Source organism: Sporosarcina sp. 179-K 3D1 HS (genome assembly GCF_047228905.1).
Taxonomy (GTDB): Bacteria; Bacillota; Bacilli; order Bacillales_A; family Planococcaceae; genus Sporosarcina.
This window is the reverse complement of the sequence record NZ_JBFEGI010000005.1, coordinates 44,262-64,685: the sequence shown is the minus strand read 5'-3', so window position 1 is coordinate 64,685 and position 20,424 is coordinate 44,262. Positions and strand designations below refer to the sequence as shown.

17 protein-coding genes are annotated in these 20,424 nt (G+C 47.3%); 14 read left to right on the top strand and 3 right to left on the bottom strand.

Features of this window, described 5'->3' with window-relative positions; all coding sequences use genetic code 11:
* Nucleotides 1-10 precede the first annotated feature (10 nt).
* Both AB1K83_RS08710 and AB1K83_RS08705 read right to left on the bottom strand, forming a co-directional pair.
* On the bottom strand, nt 11-787 hold the full coding sequence (locus tag AB1K83_RS08710; protein ID WP_413057794.1) for an IclR family transcriptional regulator: 777 nt from the start codon (nt 785-787) through the stop codon (nt 11-13).
* Nucleotides 784-1,587, bottom strand: a complete 804-nt coding sequence (locus AB1K83_RS08705) for an IclR family transcriptional regulator (protein WP_413057793.1) — start codon at nt 1,585-1,587, stop codon at nt 784-786. Before AB1K83_RS08705 ends, AB1K83_RS08710 begins: the two co-directional genes overlap by 4 nt.
* Nucleotides 1,588-1,760: 173 nt before the next feature.
* On the opposite strand from AB1K83_RS08705, the gene AB1K83_RS08700 reads away from it, so the two are divergent.
* The 3 genes from AB1K83_RS08700 to AB1K83_RS08690 are packed head-to-tail and all read left to right on the top strand — an operon-like array spanning nt 1,761 to nt 4,982.
* The gene (locus AB1K83_RS08700; protein WP_413057792.1) at nt 1,761-2,204 is read left to right on the top strand and encodes an acyl-CoA thioesterase; all 444 of its coding nucleotides are present in this window, start codon (nt 1,761-1,763) and stop codon (nt 2,202-2,204) included.
* A 24-nt stretch (nt 2,205-2,228) separates the two neighbouring features.
* Complete coding sequence (locus AB1K83_RS08695) at nt 2,229-3,494, top strand: phenylacetate--CoA ligase family protein (RefSeq protein ID WP_413057791.1); 1,266 nt, start codon at nt 2,229-2,231, stop codon at nt 3,492-3,494.
* Nucleotides 3,495-3,551: 57 nt separating this feature from the next.
* Nucleotides 3,552-4,982, top strand: a complete 1,431-nt coding sequence (locus tag AB1K83_RS08690) for an MFS transporter (RefSeq protein ID WP_413057790.1) — start codon at nt 3,552-3,554, stop codon at nt 4,980-4,982.
* Between the two features lie 100 nt (nt 4,983-5,082).
* Here the strand turns inward: AB1K83_RS08690 and AB1K83_RS08685 are convergent, their stop codons facing one another.
* On the bottom strand, nt 5,083-5,829 hold the full coding sequence (locus tag AB1K83_RS08685; protein ID WP_413057789.1) for an IclR family transcriptional regulator: 747 nt from the start codon (nt 5,827-5,829) through the stop codon (nt 5,083-5,085).
* A gap of 346 nt (nt 5,830-6,175) precedes the next feature.
* On the opposite strand from AB1K83_RS08685, the gene AB1K83_RS08680 reads away from it, so the two are divergent.
* The 11 genes from AB1K83_RS08680 (at nt 6,176) to AB1K83_RS08630 (ending at nt 20,370) form a co-directional block, all read left to right on the top strand.
* A complete protein-coding gene (locus tag AB1K83_RS08680) occupies nt 6,176-7,144 on the top strand; it encodes a fumarylacetoacetate hydrolase family protein (protein WP_413057788.1) in 969 nt (322 codons plus the stop codon).
* Nucleotides 7,145-7,197: 53 nt separating this feature from the next.
* Nucleotides 7,198-8,322: a cupin domain-containing protein gene (locus tag AB1K83_RS08675; RefSeq protein WP_413057787.1), complete on the top strand. Its 1,125-nt coding sequence runs from the start codon at nt 7,198-7,200 to the stop codon at nt 8,320-8,322.
* Between the two features lie 108 nt (nt 8,323-8,430).
* The gene (locus tag AB1K83_RS08670) at nt 8,431-9,642 is read left to right on the top strand and encodes an FAD-dependent monooxygenase (RefSeq protein ID WP_413057786.1); all 1,212 of its coding nucleotides are present in this window, start codon (nt 8,431-8,433) and stop codon (nt 9,640-9,642) included.
* A gap of 108 nt (nt 9,643-9,750) precedes the next feature.
* Nucleotides 9,751-11,937: a helix-turn-helix domain-containing protein gene (locus tag AB1K83_RS08665; RefSeq protein WP_413057785.1), complete on the top strand. Its 2,187-nt coding sequence runs from the start codon at nt 9,751-9,753 to the stop codon at nt 11,935-11,937.
* A 165-nt stretch (nt 11,938-12,102) separates the two neighbouring features.
* Complete coding sequence (locus AB1K83_RS08660; RefSeq protein WP_413057784.1) at nt 12,103-12,957, top strand: 3-hydroxyacyl-CoA dehydrogenase family protein; 855 nt, start codon at nt 12,103-12,105, stop codon at nt 12,955-12,957.
* 17 nt (nt 12,958-12,974) lie between these two features.
* Nucleotides 12,975-13,754: an enoyl-CoA hydratase-related protein gene (locus AB1K83_RS08655; protein ID WP_413057783.1), complete on the top strand. Its 780-nt coding sequence runs from the start codon at nt 12,975-12,977 to the stop codon at nt 13,752-13,754.
* Nucleotides 13,755-13,858: 104 nt separating this feature from the next.
* On the top strand, nt 13,859-15,415 hold the full coding sequence (locus AB1K83_RS08650) for a class I adenylate-forming enzyme family protein (protein WP_413057782.1): 1,557 nt from the start codon (nt 13,859-13,861) through the stop codon (nt 15,413-15,415).
* A 12-nt stretch (nt 15,416-15,427) separates the two neighbouring features.
* Complete coding sequence (locus AB1K83_RS08645; RefSeq protein ID WP_413057781.1) at nt 15,428-15,853, top strand: acyl-CoA thioesterase; 426 nt, start codon at nt 15,428-15,430, stop codon at nt 15,851-15,853.
* Complete coding sequence (locus tag AB1K83_RS08640; protein ID WP_413057780.1) at nt 15,850-17,553, top strand: acyl-CoA dehydrogenase family protein; 1,704 nt, start codon at nt 15,850-15,852, stop codon at nt 17,551-17,553. Before AB1K83_RS08645 ends, AB1K83_RS08640 begins: the two co-directional genes overlap by 4 nt.
* Nucleotides 17,554-17,566: 13 nt before the next feature.
* Nucleotides 17,567-18,742, top strand: coding sequence for an acetyl-CoA C-acetyltransferase (locus tag AB1K83_RS08635; RefSeq protein ID WP_413057779.1), 1,176 nt, complete (start codon nt 17,567-17,569; stop codon nt 18,740-18,742).
* A 347-nt stretch (nt 18,743-19,089) separates the two neighbouring features.
* Nucleotides 19,090-20,370, top strand: a complete 1,281-nt coding sequence (locus AB1K83_RS08630) for an MFS transporter (RefSeq protein ID WP_413057778.1) — start codon at nt 19,090-19,092, stop codon at nt 20,368-20,370.
* The last annotated feature ends 54 nt before the right edge of the window (nt 20,371-20,424 follow it).

Here is a 20,424-nt window from a genome sequence, read left to right as displayed (position 1 = left end):
ATCCTGACTCTTACCCGTAAAACCCTAAATGTTCGGAAATTTCTTTTGCCGCGTCCATCACTTTTGCAATCAGTTCCGGGAACTTTTCCGGAGTAATAGTCGAAGTGGAGCCGATGATTGCGAGAGAGGAGACGACATGATGGGAGTAATCCCGGATGGGCGCTGCGATTCCCATGAATCCTTCGTAGAACTGTTCGACCGATATGGCGTATCCTCTCTCCCGGATGAGTTCTAATTCTTGTAGTATCTCTTCACGTTCCGTCAATGTCTTGGTTGTATAGGGATACAATGGGTTGGACAACACGCGTTCAATTGTTCTTTCATCTTGAAAAGCGAGAATGCAAAGTCCTTCCCCCGTACAATGGATTGGATTTTTCCTGCCGATTGAAGTGATGAGCCGATTTTGCCGCTCGCTCTCTTTCCGGAACAGATACACGACTTCATCGTTCTCCAATAAGCAGATATGGGCTGTTTCATTCACCTCTTGGACCAGCTCGCTGACTACTGGAAAAGCCTCCCGATACATTTCCCTATGGGTGGATACGACCCCGCCTAATGTTAAGAGCGATAGGCCTAGTCGATATTTTCCACTTCTTGGGTTTTTGGACAGGAATCCTTCTTTCACCAACAAGGAGGCCGTCCGATGGGCTGTGCTTTTCGGGACGCCGATTTGTTTTGCAAGGCTCGTCAGCCCGATCTCGGTCTGTTTGGAATGAAATAATCGCAACATGCGCATGGCGTTTTTAACGGACGTGATCATATATTTGTCTGTCGATGTCTGCGTCATCTTCCCCTCTCCTCCTCAAAGAGTTTTTTCCGCAGTTTGACCAGATTGGATACCCGTCTTGCTGTTGTCACCACTTCCTCCACGCATTTTCGTTGTGCTTCCATTGCCTTTAACCGATTGACAGGACCGGTAATATTGACGGAGGCCATGACTTCATCCTGACTATTGAAAATAGGCGCCCCGATCGAAATGACATTGTTCTCGAAGCCTTGATGATCGATGACATAGCCTAAGCGCCTGACCTCTTTTAATTTATCCCGCAATTGCTGAGGTTCCGTAATCGTATGCTCGGTAAACTTTACTAAGGGTCCAGATAGTATTTCATCTACCACTTCGTCCGTTTCAAAAGCCAAAATCGCCTGCCCGGTGCTTGTGCAGTGAACGGGATTGCGGCGTCCGATATGGGTCGTCACATGAACGGAATACTCATTTTCGATCTTTTGTAAATAAATGACCTCGTGTCCTTCCCGAATGGCCAGATGGGAACTCTCCCCAGTTTTTTCTGTCAGCGCATTCAGGATGGGGGTGGCTTCTTTCACGATGGGTAATTGGGAATTCACGATATTCGTCAATGCCAAGACCGAAACGCCGAGACTGTAGTGGTTCGATTGCGGATCTTTATAAACGAACCCTTCACTGGCCAATGTCGAAAGCAACCGATGTGCCGTGCTTTTGGCGATATTCAATTCTCCCGCAATATCGACCACCCGCAGTTCAGGCTGGTGCATGGAAAAGGTTTTCAAAATACGCATTGCATTTTCAATGGATGAATTCCGTTGAAGGACTTGTTCGGTTTCCATGAAAATCCCCCTTTTGTAATCAGTTAAGAATGAATTATCAGAAGATATATAAAATACTTGTATTTTGTTCCATATAGAAGAACATGAAGCTGTGAATGATAAAACCATCATACTAAGATTGTCAGTACACACGCAAATAAGACAAAATTGTGAACTGCTAAGGAGTGTGGAACATGTCAGGGATATCATATGAATTGAGCGTGCAGTGGGGGGATACGGATGCGGCAGGCATTGTATTCTATCCAAACTTTTATAAATGGATGGATCAGGCGACGCACCATTTCTTTACATCAATCGGATTTGCGACTTCCACTTTGATGAGGGAAGAAGAAATTGGATTGCCTCTATTGGAAACGAACTGTAAGTTTTTTCAGCCGCTTGTATTTGAAGACGCTATTGTCATCCGTACATCAGTCGCAGAAATTCGGGATAAAGTCTTTAAACTTCAACACCGCTTTTACAAGGAAGATGAGCTGGTGGCAGAGGGAAGCGAGGTTCGTGCATGGACTTCGTTTGGCGGAAAGAAGCCGAAAGCGGTTTCTATCCCTGGAATTATCAAGGAGAAAATGGTCGCTGCTGAGTCCAGTGCAAGCAGAGTACGGGCATTAGTTTGCTAAAAAAATTACAAAGGATGGGATCGTATGATTATAGAAAGCTCTTCTCCAAACAAATTACAACAGGGCCAACTTACTAAGCTAAATGAGTTGCTTGCGTTTGCCAAAGGGCAAAATGCGTTTTATCAGAACAAGTTGGAACAGGTGCAATTGCCGCTTTCATCGTTGGAACAATTGCGGGAACTTCCTCTTACGCTCAAGCAAGAGTTGGTGGAGGACCAAAAGAGCAACGGTAAATACGGCAGCAACCACTCTTATTCTCTTACGGACTATATCCGTTACCACCAAACATCGGGAACATCTGGATCCCCGCTGAAAGTGCTGGATACGGCTGAAAGCTGGGCGTGGTGGGAAGATTGCTGGTTGGAGGTGTACCGTTCCAGTGGCGTCACAAAACAGGACCGGGTATTCCTCGCTTTTTCATTCGGACCGTTTATCGGGTTTTGGGCAGCATTCGAAGCAGCCAAGAAAAACCGTTCCCTCGTCATCACGGGAGGGAGCCAATCCACGAAAGAACGCTTATACTGCATGATGGAAAATGAAGCGACGGTTCTCCTCTGTACGCCAAGCTACGCACTGCATCTGGCGGAAGTGGCGGAAGAGTTGGGAATTGATATAAAAAATAGTACTATCACTAAAATTATTACAGCGGGCGAGCCGGGTGGTTCTGTACCGTCTACTCGGAAGCGGATTGAAACGCTTTGGGGAGCGAAACTATTCGACCATGTCGGCATGACCGAGATGGGGGCGTATGGATATTCTTGCTCCGAGCAGAAGGGAATCCACGTCAATGAAGCTGAATTCATCGCCGAAGTGCTGGATCCGGAGACGTTGGAACCGGTTGCCGTCGGGGAAAAAGGAGAACTGGTGCTCACCAATTTGGGTCGCTACGGCTATCCGCTCATCCGCTATCGGACGGCGGATGTCGTGTTGAATTCTGAAGAAGTTTGTGCCTGCGGCAATCCATACAAGTTTTTCCCTGGTGGGGTATTAGGCCGTGCAGATGACATGGTCGTCATTCGAGGCATCAATATCTATCCTTCTTCAATCGAGGCAATTGTCCGGGAGTTCGCTGAGGTGAAGGAGTTTCGGATCGTCTACTACACAGAAAACGGGATGGATCAGATTAAAGTGCAAGTCGAAACCGACGCGGACTTACTGGCCGAATTGGCAACCCTTCTACGGGATCGCGTCGGGCTTCGGATTGCTGTTGATAAAGCGGAAGCGGGTTCTCTTCCACGTTTTACAATGAAATCAAAACGGGTGCTGGATGAGCGGGTGGATAGAGGTTAAAAAGGAGTACTGAAATGTAAACGATTACAAGAGATTTTCAACTAGAGGAGGACAACGATGGCTACTGCAGCAAAACCGTATTACCGTGTTTGGGGATTATTATTTGTCGGATGGTTTATTTCCTATTTTGACCGGACAATTACTGGGCCGATTGTTACTTGGATGATTGAAAATGATGTCGCCTTTCTTGCGTCCGTCGACAATCCATATGCACTTGGGGGGCTATTAGGAAGTTTGTTCTTTGTTGGATATATGCTGACTCAATTTCCAGGTGGGTATTTCGGCGACAAATTTGGCTATCGGAATATGATTTTGATCAGTGTTTTCTGGGCAGGGGTTACGACATTGCTCACTGGACTGTTCAATGGTCTCTTTCTGTTCATTGCCCTTCGAGTATTGACGGGGCTTGGGGAAGGTATCCTCTATTCCAACGACCGTTCATTCATTGCCCAAGTGACACCGCCCAAAAAGATGGGATTGGGTATGGGAATCGTCATCAGCGGTTTGTCAGTCGGTTTGACGGCGGGTCTGTTGGTCACGCCTTATATGATAGAAATGTCGCGCGGCTTTCTTGGGAATGATGCCTGGAAAGCACCTTTCTTCATTTTAGGTACGTTGACGATTCTAATCGGTTTTATCCTGAAGAAGTATTTGATCAAAACGGAGGAACGTGGACCCTCTGATGTGAAAATGGCTTTGCTCAATATCGGCCGCTATTCTCTCTTCTTTCTCGCCATTATATTGGGTGTATATTATCTAGCAGACTTCTTCAGCCTGGGTGAAGTGAATATCGCGATTATTTTTACTCTGTTCGCTTTCGTGTTCATCGCCTATATTTATAAAACGAAAAAAGAAGTGGCTCCTGTATTGCGGAATCGCAATCTCATTCTCTTGTACTTGTCTGCCATTCCAATTCTTTGGCATTTATGGTTTTACGGATTTTGGTCCGTGTCCATTGTGAAAGAATTTGGTGGTGGCGGTTTCTTGGCTGCCGCCCTCATCGCTTCTTTCAACGCGGTTGCCGGCCTGATCGGCTTTCCGTTGGGGGGAGCGATTTCAGACCGGGTGGCCCATAAGGAGAATGGGCGCAAAAACGTTCTTGTCTGGTTAAGTGTCGGGTTGACCATTTCCGTTTTCGTCTTTGCCTTTTACATGGTCAGCGGCAAGAACAATCCAGTCATCATGTCGACCATCCTCTTTGTCTCCGGCTTGTTATTTTTTGCGGTACAAGCTGTTCAACACGCCATGGTGACCGAATTGGCCACGGAAAAGCAGAGAGGTTCGGCATTTGGCATGTGGAATCTTATTGCAGAAATCGGTGCTTTGTTGTCTCCCGTCATTTCGGGAGTTCTCCGGGACAGTACAGGCGGTTGGGGCGCGCCTCTATTTTTAGATGCGATTTTACTGGGAATTAGCTGTCTTCTTATTGTCTTCATCGGCCAGACGCGGTCTGTTTCGCTGAAACATTCTATTCAGAAACCAATATGACCTATTGCAGGACACCATGCTGCCAACCTTCTTGAAATAGCGGGGACACAAAAAGCAGTATCAAGCATTCGTTTGCCTGATACTGCTTTTTAGTTGGATGTTATCCTTTGTACCCGAAAATGGCAGAAATCTCTTTTTGTTGCTCCACTAAATACTGGCTCAATGGCTCGTCCGAGGAGGTCGGGATGTTATCTGAGAAGCCGACGACCGTGATGGAACCGACGAGCTTTTCATTATAAGTAAGAATGGGAATTGAAACAGAAGAAACGGATGCAATCAGTGGTTCCCGGGCGAACGCTATTTTGTCAGCAAAGATGTTATGTCTCTCTTCTTCGCTCAGGGGAGTGGATGGTTCTTGCCCTTCCCGTTGTCTAAACTGTTTTTGGCTTTCCAAGAAAGTGGTGAAAATCTTACCGGACGACGACTGCTGTGGCAGAAGCGTCCCGATTTGGGCACCGATGTTCAGCACTTGATCGGAGTTCCAGATTTTTGCCACAATCGGCCCGTCGATGCTCCAAACCGCAAAAAGGGTCGAACATTTGGAATGCTGGCTGATTGTTTGCAAATAAGGCGTGATGAGCGCAACCGTATCTTCATTCCGGATGGCAGCCGTGCCGTATTGGATCAGTTTATTGCCAAGATGGTAAAGTCCTGTAGATTTATCACGGAATAAAAGCTCCAGGTGGACGAGCGTGTTCATATATTTATATAAGTTACTTTTTGTAATCCCCGTTTTTTCTTGTATATCTGAAAAGCTCATCGGCAATTCATTCTCTTTAACAACGTCGACTATTTTAATTCCAATCTGCAAGGATTGAATCATGGAACCACTTTTAACAATTTCCACTATGTTGTTCCTCCCAATAATTTCTTAATCTACTGTTCAGTATAGGTAATCCTCCGATGCAATACAAAGCTTTATTATAACCACCCCTTTGAGCTAACAGAAATTTAAGGAAGATTGAATATTGACATTTCCCTTTGAACTATAATATTATATTCATAGTGAACATATTATCAAATAGGTATAAAAAGTGAAAGGAGTTGTTTTGTTGAAAAATTCCTTATCATGAGAACTTTTGATGCAGCAAATTAATAATCGGGTTGCTGTATCAATTCATCCATTAGAAAAATGAAGGCGTTTTCGTAGGGGTAAGTGAACTAAAACTATTGATAAAACAAAGGAGATTCCAATGAAACTAATTACATTTACGACAGCAGGTCATTCACGTATCGGAGCAGTTGTGGAAGAAAACAAAGTGGTGGACTTGAACTATGCGTACCAAGCTTTATTAAAAAACCAGGAAAAGTACCGTTATAAAGAGATTGCAGAAGCTTACATTCCTGCAAAGATGGAAGAGTTCTTGCAAGGCGGAAAAGAAAGCATGGGATTGGCGCAAGAGGCACTGGCATTTGCTCTTGAGAATCCGGACAGCTTCGAGCACCAACTAATCTATGAAAAATCAGCAGTCAAAGTAGAAGCGCCAGTAACAGCACCTGGAAAGATGATTTGCGTGGGGCACAATTACCGTGAACATATCTTGGAAATGGGCCGTGAAATCCCTGAATTCCCGGTTGTTTTCGCGAAATTTGCCAATACGGTAATCGGGCCGGAAGATGACATTCCATTTCATCCGATTTCAGAACAATTGGATTACGAGGCGGAATTTACATTCGTCATTGGGAAACAGGCCCGCAATGTATCGGAAGAAGATGCACTTGATTATGTAGCTGGTTACACCATCGCAAACGATGTCACATACCGTGATATTCAACGCCGTACACTCGAATGGCTGCAAGGGAAATCAGTGGACGGCAGTGCGCCGATGGGACCTTGGCTTGTCACAACTGACGAATTGACAGATCCATCCGGCTTGGATGTTGTATTGACAGTGAACGGGGAAGTACGACAAAAAACGAATACTGCGAACCTTGTCTTTTCCGTACAAAAACTCGTTGCATTTCTATCCAACCTGATGACGCTTGAGCCAGGAGATGTCATCTTGTCCGGAACGCCGGGTGGAGTAGGGGTAGCAATGGACCCACCTACATTCTTAAAAAACGGCGACGTAGTACGAATTGAAATCGACAAAGTTGGTGTACTTGAAAACCGTGTAGCTTTACAAGAAAAAGCAAGCTTAGTGTCGACAGCTACAGATTGATCCTATTTTGCTTGGGTCAATAACAATTGAAAATGGAAAGGAATGTGAAGAAGATGGCAGAACAAAGCGTGGATGTTCAAGAGTTCATGAAGAGTGATACGGTGAAAGACTTTACGAGAGATATCCAGCAATATAATCTCGGCCCCTTGTGGGAAGCAATTCCTGAAATTATGAATAAAACCCCGAAGCCGCATGCAGAAGCGTACCTATGGAGCGCGGAGCTATTGCATAAAAAATTGATGGAAGCTTCGGAGATCTTTACGCCAGATCGCGGAGGAGAACGCCGTGCAATTTATTTCCAAAATCCGGGCTTGACGTATCGCCAGCCGTGGGGATGGGCATCGACGACCCAAACTTTGTATGCGGCAGTCCAATTGCTTCTTCCGGGGGAGGAAGCGCCATCCCACCGCCACTCGCAAAGCGCCCTCCGTTTTATCTCGGAAGGGGAAGGGGCGTATACAATCGTTCAAGGCGAGCGAATTTATATGCAGGAAGGGGACTTCCTCATAACGCCGAAAAACTTGTGGCACGGGCATGGCCATGTGGGTGACAAACCGATGATCTGGATGGACGCTTTGGATATTCCGACGATCTATTCAATCGGTGGAACGTTCTTCGAGCCGTACGAGGATGGCCTCCAACAACCGAATGTGCCGGACAACTTCTCGGAACTCCGTTATGGCGGCGGCATGGTCCGCCCAGTCGGCGATGACAAATATACGGTGGCACCGCTTGCGAATTACAAATGGAGCCGTACGGTAGATGCGATCAAAGGCTTGATGAAGTTTGATCCGGATCCGAACCACGGTTTTGCAATCGAATATATTAATCCATCAACCGGGAAATCGGCAAATCCGACGATGGGCTCGCGGATGCAGTTCCTGCCGAAAGATTTTCACACGAAAGCTCTTCGCCATACGCATTCAACGATCTATCATGCTCACCAAGGTTCCGGTTACACCGTGATCAACGGCATACGCTTCGACTGGAAAAAAGGCGATTATTTCGTCGTGCCAAACTGGGCTTGGTATGAGCATGTTGCGGCAGAGGATTCCTATCTATTCTCCGTCAATGACTTACCGATCATGGACCGGTTCGATCTGGAACAAGAAGAAGTGTATGAAGCGAACAATGGTTTCCAAGAAGTGACGGGCGAATTCAAAGCAGCATTCCGATAAGGCATTCTAGATTCCCCGGGGAGGTCCCTTGTAAAGACAGGTGGACCCCCTTCTTTTTATTCAACATTTAGCATGGTAACTAATTTTAACAACTTGGAGGTTAACCCCATGGGAAATAGTAAAAGCAATCCATTCATCGTAGTCGGGGGAGGAATTGGTGGACTGGCCACTGCACTTGGTCTTGCGCAAAATAATCAATACGTGAAAGTGTTGGAACAAGCGCCTGGTTTTTTGGAAATCGGAGCAGGGATCCAGCTGGCGGCAAATGCAACCAATGTGCTGCAGCGCCTCGGTGTAATGGAGCGTATTCACGATATCGCAGTCTTCCCGAAAAGGCTCGTATTGATGGATGCGTTCACTGGTGAAGAACTATCCGCATTGGATCTAGGGGATGTATATAAAGAGCGCTATGGTGCTCCGTATATCGTTTTGCACCGTTCGGACCTTCATAAAGCACTGTATGAAGCTTGCTTGGAAAACCCTTATATCGAATTGCATACAGACCATTCCATCGTTAAAACCGAGCAGGACGGCGAGCAAGTGACTGTCACAGCGGCAAACGGCAATGTCCATACGGGAATGGCAGTTGTCGGCGCAGACGGCATCTGGTCCAAAGTTCGCCCGCTGTTCAGCGATGACGAGCCGGTCTGTTCGGAATACGTTGCATACCGTGGTGCTATCCCAATGGAAGAGGTGACAAATATAGGAAATTTGGACGATGTTTATATGTGGATCGGACCGAATCTTCACCTCGTTCAATATCCGGTTCGCCGCGGCGAGCTGTATAACCAAGTGGTTGTGTTCAAAAGTAAACAATACCGCAAAGAGATCGAGAAAACGGACGACTGGGGCACGCCGGAAGAAATGGACGAAGTGTTCTCGGGAACTTGCGAGCTTGTGCAAACCGCGATTTCCTTCATCCAACGTCAGAGAAGATGGCCGATGTATGACCGTGTTCCGATCAATGACTGGACAGATGGCCGTGTGACGCTATTAGGCGATGCTGCACACCCGATGCTGCAATACTTGGCGCAAGGCGGTTGTCAAGCGTTGGAAGACGCTGCCTATCTAGCTGATATGGTCGAGGAAAGCAGCACTGTGGAGGAAGCTTTTAAGAAATATCAAGAGGAGCGTATTCCAAGAACAGCCTACGTTCAGAACAGCGCCCGCATGTGGGGCGAAATCATCCATGCGGAACAACCGGAAACGATCTTGCTGCGCAATACCATTTTCGAAAACCGCACGTCTCAAGACTTTACGTTTATCGATCAATTCCATGGCTACAAAAACTATAAAACAAAAGTGAACAACAAAGGATAGCCAAAGCTTAGTACTATTCCTGATTCGAATCATCGGGAATAGTCTTTTTATTATTCGGAAACATGTTACACTAAATTGTGAGAATAGACGGAGAGTGGTGACTATTTCATGTCTGGAATTGTCAGGAATAAAGTCATACAACGATTAGAAAATCATTTACGGACCACTTCACGGCAATTAATCAAAATCGATACGGAAGAAGAAGCGATCCAGTTCTTGCTCAATTCATTCAAAACGGAATTATACTGTGATTTTGTCGGCGTCATCCTCGCCGAATCGGGAGAATTCATTCCTAAAGCATGGGCGGGGGAAGTGGGGGATATCCGGTTGTCGTTCCCGCTTCGGATTGAAGACTGTTCGTCCCGGCTGCTTACGCATAGTACGAAGGATAAGGAAACGGAAGGGCCGGAAACTTGTGCCTTGACCAAAGTGTTGAATGGATCGGAAGTGAAAACTTGGTTCACCGTCCCTTTGATTGATGGGACCAATAAATACGGGTTTTGCATCATCGGTTTTTTTACATACATTCCCCTCTTGGAAATGGATACGATTTTCGACGAATTCGGAAAGGATGTTGCCGTCTCGATCGGGCTGGCCAGAGCCAAGGACCACCAACTGAAAAAAGTGGAAGGGATCGAATGGATCAGTAAGAACTTGTCCATTAATAAGTCTTTGGAAGACAATATCCTGGAATTTACACTCCGTGCAGCGAAAGGGACGGATGCCGCCTCGGCCTGCATTTATTTATACAATGATAGTGAAGGGTGTTTCGATCTCCAATATCCGGTTTTTGGATGTTTTGCCCATACGAAGAAAATCGATATACGAGATAAAAACTTCTTGAAAGAATATTTTCCTTTTTTGGAGCAAGTGGGCGGATTGCAGCTGAGTATTCCAATCGTTGTCGATTTAAAGACAATCGGAGTCTTGCACGTCGAACATAAAAAAGGGGACTTGCTGTTCACGGAGGACGATGTGCAATCATTGAAGCTCCTAAGCGACCATATTGCCATCTTGCTCAAAAACGCCCAACTGTACCAAACTGAAAAAAATCATCGGGAACGATTGCAAGTCCTGCTGGATTATCAACAGGCGCTCGTCAAGGAAACCGTAGTCAATGATGGTTTCCAAGGCGTCGCGGATATGCTCGTCCAGTTATACGAGGACTCTGTCATATTATTGGACCGATTTTTCCGCCCGTTGTTTTATAGAATGGAAGGTTCTTCTGAAGAGGTCTTGGAACAATTTATGGAGGCGGCGGAAAGCAGACGGAGCACGGTGGAAGGTTTCCAGGTGACTCTTTCGGGTGGAGAGCATTTTTCCATTTGGCCAATCAATGGCGTCAATGCGTTATTGGGATATTTGGCGATTCAGATGGAGGGACAGGAGCTGGATGAATTCGACCAATTGACCATTGAATTGGCTCGCAATATCTGCTCCATTCAATTTATTAAACAAAAACTCGTCCTGGATGCCAATGAACAGGCGAAAGATACATTCATGGGCAAGTTATTAGTGGAAACGATTGAAGACGAAAAGAGTATCTTGCAATATGCGAATCTATTTCAATGGGATATGTATCAGCCGCATCGTGTCGCGACTTTGTCGATCACATTGGACGAGGATGAATTGGAAGGTTCTAATCTGCTGGAACAAAAAGCGAAAAAGACGTTGGCGTGGGAATATATCATGGATCGGGTTACGGCTAAATACCGGGGCATCCTGACCGCCACGTTCCATGAGAATTATTTATTCATCGTCCCGGTGGCGGAAGAGGACAACCGCAAACGATTTTGGAGAACCTTCTATAATAATGTAGAAGAAGCGGCTGCCAAAAGTCCGACCCACTGCACAGTCCATTTGGGAGTCGGAAGCAAAGTGTCCGAGGTCGAACAATACTACATTAGCTATGAACAGTCTCTCCAAGTGTTGAATGTCGTCCAGAATCGTTTCCTGTCCATTGGCTATTCGCTGTTTGAGGAGTTGGGGTCCTACACGCTTCTTTATCACCTCGACCATCCCGTCGTCGATATCTTCATGGACAGCCAACTCGGTGTTCTGCTCGACTACTCGGAAAGCAAGAATATCGACCTATTGAATACGTTGCGCGTCTATTTGCAAAACAACGGCAACGCCAAAAGCACTTCCGAAGAACTATTCATCCACCGCAGCTCGCTCATCTACCGGCTGGAAAAGGTGGAGGAGCTCCTCGGCGTTGATCTGAACGACTCCGAAGTCCGCTTTAACTTAATGATGGCGTACAAATTGTATGACATGAAGCGACAGGCGCTTTAGGAATACTAGACAGGCCTCTCTATGCGATGGCATTTCGGAGCATGCCTGTCTTTTTTCGTTGAAAATGACGGGAAAGCGAGATTGTATTCCTACACTTTGTAGATACTATTCGAATTGATTGAATTTTATAATGAGTATACAAATTAGAAAATTGAGGTGTATATCATGGCGATTCAAACAATTGGGATAGTCGGAGCAGGTTCCATGGGAAGCGGTATTGCCAACTTGGCAGCGCTGAATGGTTTTAATGTGATTTTGCGGGATATCGAAGACCGCTTTCTGGAAAATGGCATGAAACGGATCGCAGGCTTCATGCAGAAGAGTGTAGAGCGCGGCAAAATGACGGAAGACGAAAAAGAAGCGACGCTTGGTAGAATTCGAACTACTACAAACATGGAAGATTTCAAGGATGCTGATCTCGTCATCGAAGCCGTCATCGAAAACATGGACTTGAAAAAAGAGGTCTTTCAGCAACTGGATGAAATTACGCGGGATGAGGTCATTTTGGCAACGAACACTTCTTCCATGTCCATCACGGAAATCGCGGCGGCCACGAAACGCCCGGACCGTGTTGCCGGCCTTCATTTCTTCAACCCTGCACAATTGATGAAATTGGTCGAAATCGTTCGTGGCTACAATACAAGTGATGAAACAGTCGAGCAGTTGAAAGCGGTTGCAGAACAATTGAAAAAAGAATCTGTCGTGGTGAATAAAGACACACCGGGATTCATTGTGAATCGAGTCATGATTCCTCACTTCATCGAAGCTATTCGTCTGTTGGAAGAAGGCGTCGCCTCCGCGGAAGATATCGACAAGGCCGTAAAATTTGGATTGAACTATCCGATGGGACCTTTCGAACTTCAAGATTACGCGGGTGTGGACATCGGTTATTACGTCATGGAGTATTTCCAAAAAGAATTTGACGATACCCGTTTCGCACCGCCGTTGTTAATGAAGCAAATGATGCGGGCCGGCCGCGTTGGTAAAAAAGCGGGAGCCGGATTCTACGATTACGAATGATAAAGGAGTGCAGAGAGATGACATACGAACATTTATTGGTGGAAATCAAAGATTATGTGGCAACAATCACGATTAACCGACCTCCAGTCAACCCGTTGAACAGCGCGGTATTCAAAGAACTAGGTGATTTGATTGACCAATTGGATCAGAACGACGAGGTACGGGCTATCGTCTTGACAGGTAGCGGGGAAAAAGCGTTCGTCGCGGGTGCCGACATTAATGAAATGGCATCGTTGGACCTCGCGGGTATCAATCAAATGAATAAAATCTCACGCACCGTCTTTACGAAAGTCGAACAATCAACGAAGCCGATCATCGCGGCCATCAATGGATTGGCACTCGGTGGGGGCTTGGAGTTGGCACTTGCCTGCGACCTCCGCATCTCGACGGAACGCGCAAAATTCGCATTTCCGGAAGTGGGCCTCGGTATCATCCCGGGAGGGGGCGGCACGCAACGTCTCCAAAAAATCACGGGCATGGGTGTCGCAAAGGAAATGCTGTTTTTCGGTGACATGATCAGTGCGGAACGGGCGTATCAATTGAATCTCGTCAATAATGTCGTCCCGCAAGAAGAGCTACTCGCGACCGCACAAGAGTGGGCAGCCAAATTGGCTGCGAAGCCGCCGATTGCGCTTCAAATGGTGAAGGTGGCGGTGAATACGGGGAGCAATACCGATATCGACTCCGGATTGATCGTGGAAGCAGCTTGCTTCGGCAATGCCTTCTCGACCGAGGATCGGAAGGAAGGGTTGACGGCCTTCGTTGAAAAACGCCAACCGGTATATGCGGGTCGCTAATTAATCTATCGGCGGGTGACTGTGCTTTTGGATATCCAGCCGCCCGCCGTGTTTCATTTATAGCAAGCCTTGGACCAATAGATCTGAAAAAGGGGCTGGTACCGTTGGAAAAACGAGATGATGTAAGTGTATACGGTTTACTCGAATATGTAAGCAACGCAATGCCTGATGTCGAAGCGATCTATGATTTCATTACTCCCCGCAAGACATATAAGGAGCTCAAACAGGACGTTGATCGGTATGCGGCTGTATTAGTGAAAAAAGGAATCGAAAAAGGGGATCGCATCGCAGTTTCTTTGCCAAATTGGTATGAGACGGCTGTCTTGCTGTTCGCAGCCGGAAAGGTCGGGGCGATTACCGTGCCTTTTAACCCGGGGTACCGTTCGCATGAAATTACATATATTTTAAGAAACTCCACACCGAAAATTCTTTTTATTACAGATAAATTCCAAGATAACATGTCATATGAGGACGCGTATAAGATTGTTCCGACCATTGTGGGAGTGAAATTCTGGGACGAACGCATCGATTGCCTTGGGGACTGGCTTCAGGAAGAAATTCCAACTGTTCCGGAAGTGCCGATCGACCCGGCGGAGGATGTCTATCTCATCCTTTATACGTCCGGGACGACCGGCGATCCGAAAGGCGTCATGCTGACACATCGCTCTTGCGTCATGTCGGGTAATGTCGGGGCAAATCAGCTCCAATGCACAGAGAAGGATGTCTTCATCATTTCAGCACCTTTGTTCCATATTTTCGGCATAGCCATGAATTTATTCACCGCGACGGCGGCAGGGGCCCGGATGGTGCTGATCGAAAAATATAATCCGAAGCTCATTTTCGAAGTGACGGAGAAGGAAAGAGGAACCATCAAGCAAGCGGTGCCGACCATGTATTTGAAAGAGCTGGAATTCGAGGAATTCGACAAATACGATCTGTCTTCGTTACGGGCGGGCGTCGTGGCGGCTTCCCCCATTTCTCCAGATAAAGTGAAAGAGATCCGGAAAAAGTTCAATATCAATCTAATCCAAGCATTCGGCACATCGGAAACGGCCACAACGACAGTAGGTGCACTGGATGATCCGGAAGATAAAATCCTCAACACGTTAGGTCGTCCGATCAAGGGTGTGGAGATTAAAATCGTCGATGCCAACCGTGTGGAAGTCCCTGCAGGCGAAGTCGGTGAAATTGCAATTCGCGGCGTGACGAATATGAAAGGATATTACAACATGCCCGAACAGACGGCCAAGGTGGTGGACCACGAAGGCTGGTACTATTCAGGCGATTTAGGTAAGGTGGATGAGGAAGGCTATCTCACTTTCGTGGGACGCCAGAAAGAATTGATCATCCGTGGAGGGTTCAATATTTACCCGCAGGAAATCGAGAACCTCATCATGCAGCACCCCGCAGTCGGCACAGCCATTGTCATCGGATTGCCTGATAAAGTGCTCGGAGAAGTGGTTTGCGCAGTCATTAAATTATTGCCGAATGAAACCTGCACCGAGCAGGAGATTTTGGATTATTTGAAGAGTAAAATCGCGACCTATAAGCTGCCGAACCATGTCCGTTTCACGGACGAGTTTCCGCTGACCCCGAGTGGGAAAATCCAGAAGATGCGTGTGAAAGAGCAGATCTTGAATGAAGGAAGCATCCGCGTATAAGGAGGAATGAAAATGGCGATCGACTATAGATTTAAAGTGAGATGGGGAGACACCGATCCGGCAATGATCGTGTTCTTTCCTAATTTTTATCGCTGGATGGACGAAGCGACCCATGAATTTTTTGAGGCCATCGGTTATCCTACATTGGAATTAATGGAAACAGAGCAAGTCGGCGTTCCGTTGCTGGAGTCCAAATGCCAATTTAGAACACCGCTCCGTTTCGACGATGAGGTTGTCGTGAAGACGGAAGTGGCGGACTTGCAAAACCGGATTTTTAAGCTGTCGCACCGTTTCTATAGAGGGGAGACGTTCATCGCGGAAGGCTATACATTGCGTGCCTGGACATCCTTTGCGGGAGAAACTCCGAAGGCCGTCCCGATTCCTGACTCCATCCGTGAGAAGCTGGCTGCCCATCTGGAAGGAGTGGAATCCATATGACCACCGCTTTAAAGCATATCAATGATTTCATAATAACTGATGAAAACACACCAGCCTTCTTTACCCCGGAAGATTTCACGGAAGAACACCAAATGATGAGAGATGCCCTGAATAAATACTTGGAAAACGACCTGGTCCCTATCCTGCCTCAAATCGAACAGCAACAGTTCGAAGAGACGAAGAAAGCGGTCAAGAAAGCGGGCGATGTCGGCCTGCTTATGGCGGACATTGAGGAAGAAGACGGCGGCCTGGGTCTCGGGAAAATCACGGCGGCCATCATAAATGAAGATATCGCCCTCGGACGCTCCTTCTCCATTACATTCGGCGGCCAGACAGGCATCGGGGCTTTGCCAATTGCGTATTTCGGCAATGAAGAACAGAAGGAGAAGTACTTGCCGGGCTTGCTATCAGGCGAGAACATTGCAGCGTATGCACTGACAGAACCTTCTTCGGGAACAGACGCAATGAGTTTACGGACCACCGCCAAATTATCCGACGACGGAACGCATTATATTTTGAACGGGGAAAAGCAATGGATTACCAATTCCGCATTTGCTTCCGTCTTTATCGTCTATGCCAAAGTGGATTCTGAAAAAATCACGGCCTTTATCGTCGAATCGGACATTGAAGGCGTGTCCACCGGAGCAGAGGAAGACAAGATGGGCTTAAAAGGCTCTTCCACGCGCTCGCTCATTTTGGAAGATGTGAAAGTGCCGGTTGAAAATGTCATCGGCGAAATCGGCCGCGGCCATATTATCGCATTCAATGTCCTTAATCTGGGACGCCATAAAATTGCATTGACTTCGCTCGGAACGGCAAAACGGGCTTTGGAATTAGCGATCACGTATGGAAATGAGCGGAAGCAATTCAACCGCCCACTGACGCAATTCAATTTATTGAAAAATAAGATTGCCGATATGACCATCCAGTCCTATGCAAATGAAAGCCAGCTATACCGAACGGCAGGCACCATGAATGAAGCATTCGAACAGCGCAAGAAGACGGGCGGTTCCTATGCCAAAACGATTGCACCTTTTGCTGTCCTCTGCTCCATCAATAAAGTGTTTTCTACGGAAGTGCTTGATTTCGTAGTGGATGAAGCGGTCCAGATCCACGGCGGTTACGGCTATATGGCTGAATATGAGGTGGAAACCTTATACCGGGATTCCCGGATCAACCGGATTTTCGAAGGGACGAATGAAATCAATCGGATTCTCATCGCTTCCACTCTATTAAATGGTTGCGAGAGCACAGAGGAAACAGAATTCGGGTCGGATGGCATCCTGGCCACTGAACGGCAAAAGCTGAAGTTGTTCCGGAAGCTATTCCATGAAATGGTGAAAGCCATTAAGGCCACGGGATTGGAGCAGTTAAATGAAGAGCAGGAAATTGCCGCATTCCTCGCAGATTTGGCGATTGCCATTTACGTGTCGGAAAGTGTCATCTTGCGGACGGAAAAGGCGATCCATGCGCAAGGCGAATTGAAAAATGAACAGAAAATCGATTGCACGAAGGTTTTCATTCATGAAAAGGCGCAGGAGATCGGGACGGCGACATTGAATATCGTGAATTTCTTTAAAGACGGGGAGGTTTTCTCCAATATTGTGTCCCGTCTCATTACAAGCAGCCCGATTCATATCGTAGAAACGAAACGGCGCGTGGCGGATCGGGTTATCGCGGCAGAAAAGTATATCGTATAAATGAGGTGTAAACATGAGAGAAGTAGTTGTCCTGCAAGGGGCAAGAACACCGTTTGTGAAGTTCATCGGGGCGTTTAAGGATGTACCGGCTTCTGAACTAGGGGCTATTGCTGCAAAAGGAGCCATTGAAAGATCAGGCATCCCGGTGGAGGACATCGACCAAGTCGTATTCGGGAATGCGCAGCAATCCTCCAAGGATGCACACTATTTCGCCCGCCATGTCGGGTTGAAAGCCGGTCTTAAACAAGAAACGCCGGCTCTCACCGTCAACCGCATTTGCGGAACGGGAGTCGAAGCGATTTTGACAGGTGCCCGTTATATTTTGACAGGCGAAGCCGATGTCGTATTGGTCGGCGGCGCGGAAAGCATGACGAACACTCCGCATGTATTGCCGGGCGCACGCTCCGGTTACTCGCTTGGCGGTCCTCAGGTGGAAGACTGGCTTTGGGATGGATTGTACGACACATACGCAGGCTGCACAATGGCAGAAACCGCCGAAAATTTAGCAGCAAAATACAAGATCCCGCGGGAAGAAGTGGATCAACACGCGCTTTCCAGCCAACAACGAGCCTATGAAGCACGGGAAAAAGGCTATCTGGCCGAAGAAATCGTGCCGGTTTCCGTGAAAACCCGCAAAGGCATGGTGGAAATTGCGGAAGATGATCATATTCGGGAAACGAACCTGGAACAACTGGCGAAACTGCCTGCCCGGTTCGTCAAGGACGGGGTCGTCACACCGGGGAACGCCAGTGGAATGGTGGACGGGGCAGCGGCGCTCGTCATCGCGTCAAAAGAGTATGCGGACAAGCACGGACTTAAACCGATTGCGCGCCTTGTTTCTTGGGATGTGGTCGGAGTGGAGCCGAAGTATATGGGTATTGGACCGGTCCCGGCCATCCAAGGGGCGTTGAAGAAAGCCGATTTGACAGTGGAAGATCTTGATTTGGTTGAAATCAACGAAGCCTTTTCTGCACAATACTTGGCTTGTCAGAAAGAATTGGGCTTCGATTTGGAAATCGGGAATGTCAACGGTGGGGCCGTGGCAATCGGCCACCCGCTAGCCGCTAGCGGGACGCGCATTTCCTTGGCTTTGATCAATGAATTGCGAAGACGCAATAAAAAGTATGGGGCTGCCGCGGTATGTATCGGTGGCGGACAAGGAATAGCCGCTATCTTTGAAGCATTGTAAGGCGGGGGACCGTATCTCGGGCATAATTGCAGCTCGGGGTACGGTTTTTTATTGCAAAGAGGGGGTGGAACGCTCATAAGGCTTACGTGGGCGCTCATAATTCGAGAGGAACGCCCATAACCTGCCCGGACCGCTTATAACTATGGAGGAGCGCTCATATTCCTCTGCAAGCGCTTATATTTCACGAGAACCGCCCATAACCCTCCGGGCGCGCTCATAATTCGTGAGAAACGCTCATATCCCACGAGAAGCAACCACTCACCCACCCCTCTTAATATCAATTTCCTATGATTTTTAGACATATAGTGATGTAAACTAGATATAGTAACTGGAGAAGGGGTGGATAAATGAGGAAATATAGCAAGGAAGAAAATAGCTGGATGATGTATGACTGGGCGAACTCGGCGTATTCGGTCATCATTACGACAGCGGTATTTCCGCTGTATTATAAGTCGGTTGCGACGAAAGCGGGAGTGGGCCTTGCTGATTCCACGGCGTATCTCGGGTATACGGTCGCCATTGCGACGTTCATTTTGGCGATGATTGGCCCGATTTTGGGTACGATTGCGGATTACCAGGGGATGAAGAAGAAGTTTTTCCTCTTCTTTTTCGCCACGGGAACGATTTCTACTGCATCGCTTGCTTTGGTGCCAACCGATAAGTGGCTGCCGCTACTGATTATTTATACGTTGACTGCCGTCAGTTTCCACGGGGCGAACATTTTCTATGATGCTTTTTTAGTGGATGTGACGACTGAACAGCGGATGAATATGATTTCATCCCGCGGCTTCGGATTGGGTTATATCGGGAGCACGATTCCATTCATTATCAGTATCGCCATCATTATTCTAGCGGGGGCAGGGATGATTCCGATTTCCACATCAGGAGGCAGTCGTATTGCTTTCCTCATTACCGCGGTATGGTGGTTCATGTTCACTATTCCAATGGCGAGGCATGTACACCAAATCCACGCAATCGAGCGGGAACCTCGTTTGTTGGCGGGGAGTTTCCGCCGTCTCGGGAATACATTTAAAGAAATTCGTGCGTATCGTTCTGTCTTTTTATTTCTGCTCGCTTACTTCTTTTACATTGACGGTGTCGGGACAATCATTTCCATGTCGACTGCGTATGGTACGGATCTCGGGATTGGCGCGACGAGTCTGCTGATCATTTTATTTGTCACGCAAGTGGTGGCCGCCCCGTTTGCCATCCTCTACGGAAAATTGGCGCAGAAATTCACCGGGAAGAAGATGCTGTATGTCGGGATAGTCGTGTATATGATCGTTTGTTTTTATGCGTTCTTTATGAAGACAACGCTGGATTTCTGGATATTGGCGATGTTGGTCGCCACGTCGCAAGGGGGCATCCAGGCATTAAGCCGCTCCTATTTTGCAAAGCTCGTACCTAAAGAGAAGTCGAATGAATTCTTCGGATTCTATAATATTTTCGGCAAGTTTGCTTCGGTCATGGGGCCGTTGCTCGTTGCCATGACCGCCCAATTGACGGGAAGCTCTGCGTACGGTGTGTTCAGTCTTGTCATTCTTTTCATTATTGGAATCATTGTGTTGAAATTTGTGCCGGAACCTGCTCCGGAGATGGTCGGGCCAGATGGAAGCGGAAACGCTTGACGATGTGTCTGACTGTGCCCTTTCATCCTTTATTGTGAAATTACATTGTGGTAG